Source organism: Geodermatophilus maliterrae, from assembly GCF_041018925.1.
Classification (GTDB): Bacteria; Actinomycetota; Actinomycetes; order Mycobacteriales; family Geodermatophilaceae; genus Geodermatophilus; species Geodermatophilus maliterrae.
Genome location: NZ_JBFNXQ010000003.1, coordinates 38616 through 50791 on the forward strand (window position 1 = coordinate 38616; position 12176 = coordinate 50791).

10 protein-coding genes are annotated in these 12176 nt (G+C 72.6%); 3 read left to right on the top strand and 7 right to left on the bottom strand.

All coding sequences use genetic code 11. The features are described from left to right. Positions 1-29 precede the first annotated feature (29 nt). The 4 genes from ABQ292_RS01600 to ABQ292_RS01615 all read right to left on the bottom strand — a co-directional run bounded on the left by ABQ292_RS01600 (position 30) and on the right by ABQ292_RS01615 (position 4618). Positions 30-1244: an ABC transporter substrate-binding protein gene (locus tag ABQ292_RS01600; protein WP_369202557.1), complete on the bottom strand. Its 1215-nt coding sequence runs from the start codon at positions 1242-1244 to the stop codon at positions 30-32. Positions 1245-1544: 300 nt separating this feature from the next. Beyond that, on the bottom strand, positions 1545-3011 hold the full coding sequence (locus ABQ292_RS01605; RefSeq protein ID WP_369202559.1) for an aldehyde dehydrogenase: 1467 nt from the start codon (positions 3009-3011) through the stop codon (positions 1545-1547). 27 nt (positions 3012-3038) lie between these two features. Then, the gene (locus ABQ292_RS01610; protein WP_369202561.1) at positions 3039-3485 is read right to left on the bottom strand and encodes a nuclear transport factor 2 family protein; all 447 of its coding nucleotides are present in this window, start codon (positions 3483-3485) and stop codon (positions 3039-3041) included. A gap of 11 nt (positions 3486-3496) precedes the next feature. Beyond that, entirely contained in the window at positions 3497-4618 is a 1122-nt protein-coding gene (locus ABQ292_RS01615; RefSeq protein ID WP_369202563.1) for an NDMA-dependent alcohol dehydrogenase, read from the bottom strand. Between the two features lie 275 nt (positions 4619-4893). On the opposite strand from ABQ292_RS01615, the gene ABQ292_RS01620 reads away from it, so the two are divergent. Continuing rightward, a complete protein-coding gene (locus tag ABQ292_RS01620; protein ID WP_369202565.1) occupies positions 4894-5835 on the top strand; it encodes an alpha/beta hydrolase in 942 nt (313 codons plus the stop codon). Between the two features lie 61 nt (positions 5836-5896). Beyond that, complete coding sequence (locus ABQ292_RS01625; protein WP_369202567.1) at positions 5897-7567, top strand: flavin-containing monooxygenase; 1671 nt, start codon at positions 5897-5899, stop codon at positions 7565-7567. A 193-nt stretch (positions 7568-7760) separates the two neighbouring features. Here ABQ292_RS01625 and ABQ292_RS01630 read toward each other — a convergent pair whose 3' ends face one another. Genes ABQ292_RS01630 through ABQ292_RS01640 form a run of 3 tightly spaced genes read right to left on the bottom strand, consistent with a single transcriptional unit; the run spans position 7761 to position 10828 of the window. Next, positions 7761-8588: a mycofactocin-coupled SDR family oxidoreductase gene (locus ABQ292_RS01630; RefSeq protein ID WP_369202569.1), complete on the bottom strand. Its 828-nt coding sequence runs from the start codon at positions 8586-8588 to the stop codon at positions 7761-7763. Positions 8589-8619: 31 nt separating this feature from the next. Continuing rightward, positions 8620-9666 (bottom strand): LLM class flavin-dependent oxidoreductase, encoded by a 1047-nt coding sequence (locus tag ABQ292_RS01635; protein WP_369202571.1) that lies wholly within the window; start codon positions 9664-9666, stop codon positions 8620-8622. Positions 9667-9694: 28 nt separating this feature from the next. After that, positions 9695-10828: an acyl-CoA dehydrogenase family protein gene (locus ABQ292_RS01640; protein WP_369202573.1), complete on the bottom strand. Its 1134-nt coding sequence runs from the start codon at positions 10826-10828 to the stop codon at positions 9695-9697. Between the two features lie 143 nt (positions 10829-10971). On the opposite strand from ABQ292_RS01640, the gene ABQ292_RS01645 reads away from it, so the two are divergent. Beyond that, positions 10972-12162 carry a thiolase family protein gene (locus ABQ292_RS01645; RefSeq protein ID WP_369202575.1) on the top strand — a complete coding sequence of 397 codons (1191 nt, stop codon included), beginning with the start codon at positions 10972-10974 and terminating at the stop codon, positions 12160-12162. The last annotated feature ends 14 nt before the right edge of the window (positions 12163-12176 follow it).

The following is a 12176-nucleotide window of genomic DNA, read 5'->3' on the forward strand; positions in this document are numbered from 1 at the left end:
CCCGCCGGCACCGGCCGGCCGTCAGCGGGTCAGGAGCCGGCCTCGACGGGGACCTCGGCGGTGCCGTCCCACCGGACGAGGACCCCGGGGACCCGGGCGTCGTTGCCCTCGAAGGTGATCTCGCCCTGGGCGCCGTCGAAGCCCTCGCCCGCGACGGTGGCCAGGCCCTCCTGGACCGCGGTGCGGTCGGTGCTGTCGGCCTCGGCGATGCCGCGCGCCAGGAACCACATCGCGTCGTAGGCCTCGGCGGCGTAGTTGTTGGGCGCCTCGCCGTCGTACTTCTCGCGGTAGGCCTCGACGAACGTCCGGGTGCTCTCGACGTCCTGGTCCGCGGTGAAGTTGGTGGGCCACACGAAGCCGGCCGCGCCCTCCCCGGCCGAGGACAGGTTGCCGGCACCCGCGGCACTCATGCCGATCAGCTCGCCGTCGTAGCCGGCCTGTCGCAGCTGGGTGATCGCCACCGGGTACTGCGGGCCCTGCACCATGAGGAACGCCGCGTCCGGGCCCTCGCCCGCGATCGAGGACGCCGGGGTCGTGAAGTCCTGCTGGGTCGCCTCGACCCCGCCGGTGCTGAGCACCTCGAAGCCGTGCTCGGAGGCCAGTTCCGGGACGACCTCCTGGCCGAGCTGGACCAGCGTCGGGTTGCCGCTGTTGAACAGCACCGAGGCGGTCGTGACGCCCTGCTGCTCGGCGTACTCGCCGGCCAGGTCGAAGTAGGAGGCCGCCGGGGGCGTGATGCGGAAGGTGTAGTCGCCGATGACGACGCCCTCGCTGCCGGCCTGCACGTAGACGGTGGGCATGCCCTGCTGGTCGACGATCGGCGAGACGGCGGTGGCCTGCGCGCTGGCCTCGGGGCCGATGATCGCCACGTAGCCCGGGTCGGCGATCGCCTGGCTGGCGAAGCTGGCCGCCTCCTGCGGGCTGGTCGCGCTGTCGCGGGAGTCGACCTCGATGGTGGTCTCGCCCAGCAGGCCGTCGGCCTCGATCTGCTCGACGGCCAGGTCGATGCCCTTCTGCGCGTTGAGCCCGGCGAAGGAGACCGGCCCGGTGAGCGCCCGGATGCTCATCACGCGGACGGTGTCGGGCAGGCCCTCCCCGCCCCCGCCCCCGCCCGCGCCGCCGGAGCCGCTGCCGCCGGACGAGTCGGAACCGGGCGAGGTGCACGCGACCAGGCCGGCGGCCAGCAGCAGGGCCCCTGCTCCGCTCAGCGCCCTGCGCCGACCTGTCCTGACCCTGGTGTCCATGCGCGCTCCCGAAGGCTTGTAATCATGTGCAGGTTTAGTCGGGGACTGTAATGACGGCCACAGGCGGTGTCCAGACCCCCGACGGGCCGCCGGGCAGCCGGTGGTGCCGGGGTCCGCCCGGGTCGCTCGGCACCCGCCGCAGCGGCGACGGGTGGGCGGTCCCGTGCCGCGGCAGTGGATCGTGTCGACGGCCGGCCCCGGACGCGCCGCGGCTCCGGTCCCCCGTGGGGGACCGGAGCCGCGTGGACTCCTGCAGGGCCCCGCCGCGAGCTCGCGAGCGGTGGGGGCAGGAGGGCCCTCTCAGATGCCCTGGATCATCTTCGTCTCGAGGAAGGCGGCGATGCCCTCGGGACCACCCTCCCGGCCCAGACCGGACTGCTTGTAGCCGCCGAAGGGCTGGGTGACGCACATGCCCCAGTCGTTGACGTAGATCTGGCCGGTGCGCACCCGACGCGCGATCGCCTCGCCGGCCTCCTTGTCCGCGGTGAACACCGCGCCGGAGAGGCCGTACTGGGAGTCGTTGGCGATCCGGACGGCGTCGTCGACGGTGTCGTAGGGGATCACCACGATGACCGGGCCGAAGATCTCCTCCTGCGCGATCCGCATGGCGTTGTCGACGTCGGCGAACAACGTCGGCTGGACGTAGTAGCCGCGGTCGAGACCCTCGGGCCGGCCGCCGCCGGTCACCAGGCGTGCACCCTCCTCGACGCCGGTGGCGATGTAGCCCTCGACGCGGTCGCGCTGGCGCTCGGCGGCCAGCGGGCCCAGCACGGTCCCCTCCTCACGGGGGTCGCCGACCTTCACCGACTCCATGATCGCCTTGACCTGCTCGACGACCTCGTCCTGCTTGTCCCGGGGGACGACGAGGCGGGTGAGCGCGGCGCAGACCTGGCCGGAGCTGCCGATGCCGGCGAAGGTGACCGTCTGCGCGACGGCGGAGAGGTCGGCGTCGGGCAGCACGATCGCCGCCGACTTGCCGCCGAGCTCCAGCGTCACGCGGGCGATCCGCTCGGCGCACAGCGCCATGATCCGGCGTCCGGCCGCCGTCGAGCCGGTGAAGGACACCTTGTCGACGTCGGGGTGCTTCACCAGGTGCTCGCCGACCTCGCGCCCGCCGGGCAGGACGCTGACGACGCCGTCGGGCAGTCCGGCGGCCTCGAGCGCCTCGGCCAGGATCATCACCGACACCGGACCCTCGGGTGCGGGCTTGAGGACGACGGTGCAGCCGGCCGCGAGCGCCGGGGCGATCTTCAGCGACGCGGTGGCGACCGGCCCGTTCCAGGGGATGATCACCGCGGCGACGCCGACCGGCTCCCTGACGATCGTCGCCTCGCCGCCGCCGGTCACCGTGCGGCGCTCCTCGAGCTGCAGGGTGGCCGCCAGGGTCGCGGCGTCGTCCCACATCGCCGTGGCGTTGGCGTGGAAGGCCTTGCTGATCATGGCGGGGGCACCGATCTCGACGGTGAAGGAGGCCTCCATCTCCGGGATCCGCTTGCCCACCTCCTCCCCCACCCGGCGCAGCGCGGCGGCCCGCTCGGCCGGTGACATCCGGGGCCAGGGTCCCTCGTCGAAGGACTTCCGGGCCGCGGCGACGGCGGCGTCCATGTCCGCCGGGCTCGCGTGCGGGACGGTGGCCACGACCTGCTCGGTGATGGGGCTGACCACCTCGATCACCGCGTCGGTGGCCGGCGGCACCCAGTGGCCGCCGATGAAGAGCTTGTCGAACGAACGCACGCCGGTGCCGGCGCGCTCCTCCACTGCGGTCATGCCGGTCCTTCCAGGTGGGTGCCGGGCTCAGGCATCGAAGCCCTCGAGCTCGGGCGGGGTGAGTGCCGAGATGCGGCGGGTGGCGATGCGCCAGCCCGCGGGCGTGCGGCGGTAGGTGTCCTCGTTGAGCGCGATCGCCTTGAACGCGGCACCGCTCCTCGTGTGCCCCTCGGAGAACACGTAGTTGGTGCCGCGCGCCGTCGTCCCGTCGTCGTCGAGGTCGACGACGTGGTTGGTGATGACGTGGAACTGGTCGGCGATCGCCGAGGCGTCCCGCTCGAAGAAGCCGAGGATCGCCGCGATCCCCTCCAACCGCTCGAGGCCGACGGCGGTGGCGTCCCAGACGGCGTCGTCGGTGAACGCCGACGCCGCCTCGTGCGGGTCGAAGCGGTCCAGGCCGCGGGCGTAGACGTGGGTGGCCCGCTGGATGTCCAGCAGGTCGGCCACCGGGGTGTCGGGCCGGGTGAGCGTCATCGCGTGGGCCCTCAGTCGTCGTAGACGATGACGCCGCGGATGTTCTTTCCGTCGCGGAGGTCGGCGAAGGCCTCGTTGATGTCCTCGAGCTTGTAGGTCTTCGTGATCAGTTCGTCGAGCTTGAACTGGCCGTTCTTGTACATGTCGGCGATCAGCGGGATGTCGTTCTTCGAGTTCGTCGTCCCGTAGAGCGAGCCCTGCAGCCGCTTGCCCGACATCGCGAAGCTGAACAGGTCGAACTGGACGTCGCGCTGCAGCACCGGCGCGGCCGCCGTCAGCACGATCACCCCGCCGCGTCGGGTGAGCTGGTTGGCCTGCTCGACGATGTCCCCGCGGGCGACGTCGACGGTGATGATCACCCGGTCGGCGCCCTGGCCGTTGGTCATGTGCTCGATGAGCTGCCGGGCCTCCTCGAAGGAGCCCACGGGGTGGGTGGCGCCGAACTCCTTGGCCTTCTCACGCTTGAAGGCCACCGGGTCGACCGTGACGATGTTCTTCGCCCCGCGGTGCACCGCCCCCTGGACGGCGTTCATGCCGACGCCACCGGTGCCGAAGATCACGACGGTGTCGCCCAGCTGCATGTCGGCGGCGTAGACCGAGGACCCCCAGCCGGTGGGGACGCCGCAGCCGATCAGCGAGGCCGGCATCAGCGGGACCGACGGGTCGATCTTCACGACGGCGTCGACCGGCACCGTGGCGTACGGCGCGAAGGTGCCCAGATAGCTCATCGCGCCGACGCCCTTCCCGCGGGCGTGCACGCGGTGGGTGCCGTCGGGGGCGAAGCCGGCGAGGACGCCGGCGCCGAGGTCGCACATGTTCGAGCGGCCGGAGACGCACATCCGGCACTTGCCGCACGAGGGCAGGAACGACATGACGACGTGGTCGCCCTCGGTCAGCTCGGTGACCTCGGGCCCGACCTCGGTGACGACGCCGGCGCCCTCGTGACCGCCCAGGATCGGCGCCCAGCCCAGCGGGATGTCCCCGGTGTCGAGGTGGTCGTCGCTGTGGCAGATGCCCGACGCGGTCAGCTTGACGGTGACCTCCCGCCGCTCCGGCGGGTCGACCTCGATCTCCTCGACGCTCCACCCCGACTGCGTCCCGGGCTCCCACAGCAGTGCTCCGACGGTCTTCACGGCGCTCCTCGGTGTCGACGGTCCCGGGGCGTCGTCGCCCCGGGGCGTGCGGCGGGCCGGCGGCCGGAGAGGCGTCGACGGGCCCGGCGCAGTGACCGTAGCCACAATGCCGGAGGCAGCGGAAGAGTCCCTGCGCATCTTTCGCAGGTTCACCGCGACCCGCCGAGCGGGGGTTGTGTCCCTGCGCATGGTCTACCTACTTTGGGTGGCCTGAGTCACCCGACGAGGTGACGACCATCCGGTCCCGCACGCGAGCGGACACCCCTGGAGGCGGCATGGCCCTGGACGAGGCGACGACGGCGCTGCTCACGCAGATGGCCGAGAGCGGTGCCAAGCCGCTGCACGAGATGACCCCGGAGGAGGCCCGCGGTCTGACCGCGACCCTCGGTGAGATGTACGGGCCCGGGCCCGACGTGCACCGGGCGGAGATGACGAGCGCGCCGGCGGACGACGGTTACGCGATCCCGCTGCACGTCCTCGTGCCGAACGAGAGCCCCCGCGGCGTGCTCGTCTACTACCACGGCGGCGGCTGGGTGATCGGCGCGCTGCCGGAGTTCGAGACGCTCGGCAAGACCCTCGCCCAGCGCACCGGGTGCGCGGTCGTGCTCGTCGACTACCGGATGGCGCCGGAGAACCCGTACCCGGCGGCCGTGAACGACTCCTGGGCGGCGCTGCGGTGGATCGACGAGCACCTGGAGGAGATCGCCGGGGCCCGCGTGCCACTCATCGTCGCCGGCGACAGCGCGGGCGGGAACCTCGCCGCGATCGTCGCGCACAAGGCGCGCGACGCCGGCGGGCCGGCCATCGCGATGCAGGTCCTCGTGTACCCGGTGACCGACTGCAACCTGGACAACGAGACCTACCGCGACCCCGAGAACCAGACGCTGCTCACCCGCGAGTCGATGGTGTGGTTCTGGGACCTCTACGCCCCCGAGCACGACATGCGACAGCACCCGGAGGCCTCACCGTCCAAGCTCGAGGACCACTCCGGCCTGCCACCGGCCGTCGTCCTGCTCGCCGAGCACGACGTGCTGCGCCAGGAGGGCCAGGAGTACGCCGACGCGCTGGCCGCGGCCGGCGTCCCCGTGCAGTCCCGCGTCTTCGAGGGCCAGATGCACGGCTTCTTCACGATGGTCAACGTGCTGCCCGGCAGCGAGGCCGGCATCGCCTACGTGGCCGAGGCCGTCGACCGCCAGCTCACCGCCCAGCCGGCGTGATCCCCGTCCCCCGGTCGCGTGGCGCGGCCGTCCCGGGACCCTCCCGAGAGGAACGGAACACATGACACAGACGCACCAGCAACCGTCGAACTCGGCGGTGAAGGGTGTCCCCGAGGTCGACGCCGTCGTCGTCGGGGCCGGGATGTCGGGCCTGTACATGCTGCACAAGCTGCGCGGCATGGGCCTGACCGTCCAGGTCTTCGAGAAGGGCGACGGCGTCGGGGGGACGTGGTTCTGGAACCGCTACCCCGGCGCCCGGGTCGACGTGAAGAGCATGGACTACAGCTTCTCGTTCGACTCCGAGCTCGAGCAGGAGTGGGAGTGGACGGAGAAGTACCCGCCCCAGGACGAACTGCTCCGCTACGTCAACCACGTCGCCGACCGCTTCGACCTGCGCCGCGACATCAAGCTCGAGACCACGGTCACCGAGGCGGTCTTCGACGAGGACGTCGAGCGCTGGCACGTGCGCACCGACAAGGGCGATCAGTTCTCCACGCAGTACGTGGTCATGGCCACCGGATGCCTCTCGGCGTCCAAGGTGCCGGAGGTCCCGGGGCTCGACCTCTTCCGCGGCCGCTGGTTCCACACCGGGCACTGGCCCGCACAGGGGGTGGACTTCAGCGGGCAGCGGGTCGCCGTCATCGGCACCGGCTCCTCGGGCGTCCAGGCCATCCCCCTCATCGCCGAGCAGGCGGCCGAGCTGACCGTCTTCCAGCGGACGCCGAACTTCGTGCTGCCGGCCCGCAACCACCCGATCGACCCGGAGCACCAGCGCTCGGTCAAGGAGCGCTACGACGAGGTCCGCCGCGCCGCACGGGAGTCCGGCTTCGGCATCGCCGTCCCGACGCCCACGAAGTCCGCTCTCGAGGTGAGCCCGGACGAGCGGCAGGCCCGCTACGAGAGCGTCTGGTACGACGAGGACAACAACCTCGTCGACATGCTGGTCAGCTACAACGACATGATCACGAGCCAGGCGGCCAACGACACCGCGGCCCAGTTCGTGCGGGACCGGATCGCCGAGATCGTCGAGGACCCGGAGACGGCCGCCGCGCTGCAGCCGCACGACCACCCCTTCGGCACCAAGCGGCCGTGCCTCGGCACGAACTACTACGAGACGTACAACCTGCCGCACGTGCGCCTGGTGAACGTGCGGAAGACGCCGATCGTGGAGATCACCCACCGGGGGCTGCGCACCACCCAGGAGGAGTTCGAGTTCGACGACCTCGTGTTCGCCACCGGATTCGACGCGATGACCGGTGCGCTGACGGCGGTCGACATCCGCGGTCGCGGTGACGTGCGGCTCCAGGACAAGTGGCACGCCGGTCCGCGGACGTATCTGGGCATCCAGGTCGCGGGGTTCCCGAACCTGTTCACCATCACCGGTCCCGGCAGCCCGTCGGTCCTCTCCAACATGGTTACCTCGATCGAGCAGCACGTGGAGTGGGTGGCCGACGCGATCGCCTCGATGCGCGCCGGGGGGCTGTCGACGATGGAGCCCACGGTCGAGGCCGAGGACGAGTGGACCGCGCACGTCGACGAGGTGGGGCACATGACGCTCTACCCGACCGCCGACTCCTGGTACATGGGCTCCAACGTGCCGGGCAAGCCGCGGGTGTTCATGCCCTACATCGGTGGGGTGGGCGTCTACCGGCAGAAGTGCGACGAGGTGGCGGCCAACGGCTACGAGGGCTTCGTCCGCCGTCCGCAGCAGGTGCCGGCCGGCATGAGCTGAGCTCCTCCACCTGCAGACCCGCGGAGGTGCCCCGGACACCTCCGCGGGTCCGTCACGTCCCGGGCGCGGACCACGGCGCCGCACGTCGACCCGGGGCGGCCCCGGACGCGCCGGGACGACAGCAGGTCGACGACGAGCGCGCAGAGAGGGGAGGAAGCCGCAGGGCCCCTCCCCTCTCGTCGGCGCGGTCCGGTCAGATGAGCAGCGTGCCCATGTCCACCGGCAGCGCGGTGCCGGTGACGTACTTCGCCTGGTCCGACAGCAGGAACAGGACGGCGTCGGAGATGTCGCCGGGCTGCACCGGGCCGTGCTCCATGACGTTGGCCATCCACCCGGGCGGGGCGTCGGCCTGCAGGTCCCTGGTGAAGAACTCGTTGCTGATCATGGGCGTGTCCACGCCCGCGGGGATGACCGTGTTGACCCGGATGCCGTGCTTGCCGAGTGCCATCGCGTAGTTGCGCATCAGCGCCAGGACGCCGGACTTCGCCGCGCCGTAGGCCATGTGCCCCGGGTTGAGCATCTCGGTCTTGTAGGCGACGCCGCGGAAGCTCGACGTCGACCCGGTGATGACGATCGCCCCGCCGCGGCCGCGCTCGACCATGCCCGGCGTGACCGCGCGCAGCGTGTAGAAGACGCCGGAGAGGTTGGTGGCGATGGTGTCGTGCCAGGCCTCGAGCCGCTGGGCGTGCGGGCCGGTCGAGGGCAGGATCCCCGCGTTGGCACAGACCAGGTCGATGCCGCCGAAGCGCTCCTCGGCCTGCCGGACGGCGCCGGCCACCTGCTCCTCGTCGCGCACGTCGCCCTGGATGCCGAGGAACTCCCGGCCGTGCTCGCGGACGAGCTTCTCGGTCTCGGCCAGGTCGTCCGGCGTCGACATCGCGTACTGCACGGAGTCGAACTGCGAGACGACGTCGACGACCGCGACGTCGGCCCCCTCCGCCGCCAGCCGCACCGCGTGCGACCGGCCCTGTCCCCGGGCTCCCCCGGTGACCAGCGCGACCTTCCCCTCGAAACGGCTCATGCTGCCTCTCCTGTCCGTCGGTCCTGCCGGCTCAGGCCGCGCCCGCGGGCACGGGCTCGGGTTGGGGGGTCGGCAGCGCCCGGATGGCGGGGACGACCTCCCTCCCCAGTCGCTCGATCGCGGCGATGGTGTCCTCGGTCGACATCGACGGCCACTGCGGGCGCAGCAGCAGCGGGTCGACCGGGAAGCGGGTGCACAGGTCGGTGAGCTGGGCGACCACCTCGGCGTCGCTGCCGACGACGGCGTGCTGCGCGACGCTGGCGAGGAAGTCGCGGTCGAGGGTCTCGGCGTCGCCGGCGTGCGTCATGCCCTTGCTGGCGTAGGACAGGTACTTCCCCTTCGACACGCGCGCGTACTCGACCAGCGCCTCGTCACGGGAGCCGGCCACCTGCACGTTGCGGCGCACCGGCTGCGGGCCGAACGGCTTGCCGCGCGCGGCGAAGCCCTCGCGGACGGCGGCGAAGCGCTCCTCGATCTCGTCGTAGGTGGCCTCCGGCGTCACCGGGAAGGCGTCACCGAAGCGGCCGGCCCGCCGGGCTCCGGCCACGCTCTGCGCGCCGACCCAGATCGGCGGGTGCGGGCTCTGCACGGGCTTGAGGTGCGGGCGGACGCCGTCGAGCTGCCAGAACCGGCCGGAGTGGGTGACCTCGTCCTGCGTCCAGAGCTTCACCAGCAGCTCGAGGATCTCGTCGGTGCGCGCCGCGCGCTCCTTGAAGGGGATGCCGAGGTACTCGAACTCCTCGGGGCGGTAGCCGATGCCGGCGCCGAACACCAGCCGGCCCTCGGTGACGACGTCGAGGGTGGCCAGCTCCTCGGCCAGCATGACCGGGTGGTAGAGCGGCGCGATCATGATCTGCGTCGCCAGCCGGGTCCCCCGGTCGCAGTCGGCGGCCAGCCGGGCGAGCAGCGGCACCGGCTGCAGCCAGCGCAGGTCCCCGTAGAGGAAGTGCTGGCCGATGGCGATGTAGGTCATCCCCACCCGCTGGGCGGCCTCGACGATGCGGCGCACGCCGTCGAACTGCTGGGCGGGGGGAACGGTGCTCGGGACGTCGGAGAGCAGCATGCCGACGGCGACCATGGACTCGGTCCTTCCTCCGGGGGCGGCGTCAGCCGCGGGCGGGACGGGTGAGGGTCTTGGCCAGCTGGCCGAGCAGCACCTCGTTGCCGCCCTCGTAGATCCGCATCGGGCGGGCGTTGCGGTAGAGCCGCTCGATGGTCGAGCCGGTGACCACGCCGAAGCGGCCCATCATCTGCACGCAGCGGTCGGCCACCCGGCCCGCGGTCTCGGTGGCCGCCACCTTCGCCATCGAGGACCAGTGCAGCGCCCCCTGCGGGTCGGCGGCGGCCCTGGTGGCGGCGGCGTAGGTGAGCAGGCGCGCCTGCTCGATCTCCGTCCAGCAGGTGCCGAGCATCTGCGGGATCGGGCCGAGCCGGGCGAGCGAGGTGCCGAACTGCTCGCGGCCGGTGGTGTGCGCGACGGCCTCGTCCAGCGCCGCCTGGGCCAGGCCGACGGCCGAGCCCGCCACCGACACCCGGAAGGTGGCCAGCGTCTGCAGCACCAGCGGGAACGCCTGCCCGGGCTGGCCGACCCGGGCGTCCAGCGGCACCCGGACGCCGTCGAAGCGGACCTCGCCGATGACGTGCGGGGCGATGAGATCGGGCCCGGACGTGACCGTGACGCCAGGGGTGTCGGCCGGCACGAAGACCAGCGAGAACCCCGCCTCCTCCTTGGCCAGCACGGTGAAGAAGGCGGCCGCGGGCGCGTTGGTGATGAACGACTTGTGCCCGTCGAGCACCAGCTCGCCGTCGCGCTCGGCGACCGTCGTGGTGATCGACCGCAGGTCCGAGCCGACGTCGGGCTCGGTCAGGCACAGCGCGGCGACCGCCTCCACGGAGACCACCCGCGGCAGCCACTCCTCCTGCACCCGCGGGCTGCCGGCCACCGACAGCGCGTAGCTGCCGATGCCCTGCATGGCGAACAGCGAGTCCAGGTGCGCCGACACCCCGCCGAAGGCCTCGCGGACGACGGTGACCGCCAGGGAGTCGACGGTGTCGGAGGCGCCCCCGTGGGCGGCGGGCACGGTGACCGCGACCAGGCCGCTGGCCTGCAGCGCCTCCCGCATCACCGGGTCCACGTCGGTCGCGGCGTCGGCCTCGCCGGCCCGCCAGCGGACCTCGTCCGCCGTCTTCCGGGCCCGCTCGAGGAGGTCTCGATGGGCGGCGGGCAGGTCGAACGACATCCTCGGGCTCCCTCCGGGGTCCCCCCGGCGCCGTCGCCGGGGGCGGCCGGCAGGGCGCGGAGGCCACCGACCGGATGCATCCATGTTATTGGTGCTCATGGTTATTGTGTCAACGACCACAGCGATCCCAGGAGGACGGTCCCATGCCCGCAGCCGTCATCGTCGACGCCGTCCGCAGTCCCATGGGGCGCGGGAAGCCCGGAGGGGCGCTGTCCGGCGTGCACCCGGTGGACCTGCTGGCCCAGGTGCTGCAGGCCCTGGCGCAGCGCAGCGACCTCGATCCGGCCACCGTCGACGACGTCCTCGTCGGCTGCGTCGGGCAGAACGGTGAGCAGTCGGCCACGCCGGGCCGCCAGGCCGTCCTCGCCGCGGGCTGGCCCGAGTCGGTGCCCTCGGTGACCATCGAGCGCAAGTGCGGTTCGGGGCAGCAGGCGCTCGACTTCGCCGTCCAGGGCGTCGTCGCCGGGGCCTACGACGTGGTGGTCGCCGCGGGTGTGGAGTCGATGAGCCGGGTGCCGATGGGCTCCGCGCGCGGCGACGCCGACCCGCACGGTCCGCAGGTCACCGCCCGCTACTCCCCCGGCCTGGTGCCGCAGGGCATCTCCGCGGAGCTGGTCGCCGACAAGTGGGGCCTGACCCGCGAGCAGCTCGACGCCTACGCCGCCCGCTCGCACGCCCGCGCCGCCGAGGCCGCCGCGGCCGGCGTCTTCGACCGCGAGCTGGCCCCGGTCAGCACCCCCGACGGCACCGTCTCCGCCGACGAGACGATCCGGCCCGGCAGCACGCCGGAGAAGCTGGCCGGGCTGAGGCCGGCGTTCGCCGCCCACCCGCTGGCCGCCCGCTTCCCCGGGCTCGACTGGAAGATCACCGCGGGCAACTCCTCGCAGCTCACCGACGGCGCGGCGGCCCTGCTGGTCATGAGCGAGGAGCGTGCGGCCGCGCTCGGCCTCACGCCGCGGGGCCGGGTCGTGGCCACCGCCGTCACCGGCGACGACCCCCTGATGATGCTCACCGGGCCGATCCCGGCCACCCACAGGCTGCTGGCCCGCTCCGGCGTGTCGCTCGACGACGTCGCCGCCGTCGAGGTCAACGAGGCGTTCGCGTCGGTCCCGCTGGCCTGGCAGGCCGAGTTCGGCGTCGACGACGCCCGCCTCAACCCGCGCGGGGGTGCCATCGCCCTGGGCCACCCGCTCGGCGCCTCCGGCGTCCGGCTGGCCACCACGCTCCTCGGCTTCCTCGAGGACACCGGGCAGCGCTACGGGCTGCAGACCATGTGCGAGGCCGGCGGGATGGCCAACGCCATGGTGATCGAGAACCTCTCCGCGGAGAACTAGGGAAGGGCAGGTCC

Excerpts from the sequence above, each read along its gene's own strand:
- ABQ292_RS01600 (WP_369202557.1), bottom strand. The coding sequence starts at position 1,244 with ATGGACACCAGGGTCAGGACAGGTCGGCGCAGGGCGCTGAGCGGAGCA.
- ABQ292_RS01605 (WP_369202559.1), bottom strand. The coding sequence starts at position 3,011 with ATGACCGCAGTGGAGGAGCGCGCCGGCACCGGCGTGCGTTCGTTCGAC.
- ABQ292_RS01610 (WP_369202561.1), bottom strand. The coding sequence starts at position 3,485 with ATGACGCTCACCCGGCCCGACACCCCGGTGGCCGACCTGCTGGACATC.
- ABQ292_RS01620 (WP_369202565.1), top strand. The coding sequence starts at position 4,894 with ATGGCCCTGGACGAGGCGACGACGGCGCTGCTCACGCAGATGGCCGAG.
- ABQ292_RS01625 (WP_369202567.1), top strand. The coding sequence starts at position 5,897 with ATGACACAGACGCACCAGCAACCGTCGAACTCGGCGGTGAAGGGTGTC.
- ABQ292_RS01630 (WP_369202569.1), bottom strand. The coding sequence starts at position 8,588 with ATGAGCCGTTTCGAGGGGAAGGTCGCGCTGGTCACCGGGGGAGCCCGG.
- ABQ292_RS01635 (WP_369202571.1), bottom strand. The coding sequence starts at position 9,666 with ATGGTCGCCGTCGGCATGCTGCTCTCCGACGTCCCGAGCACCGTTCCC.
- ABQ292_RS01640 (WP_369202573.1), bottom strand. The coding sequence starts at position 10,828 with ATGTCGTTCGACCTGCCCGCCGCCCATCGAGACCTCCTCGAGCGGGCC.
- ABQ292_RS01645 (WP_369202575.1), top strand. The coding sequence starts at position 10,972 with ATGCCCGCAGCCGTCATCGTCGACGCCGTCCGCAGTCCCATGGGGCGC.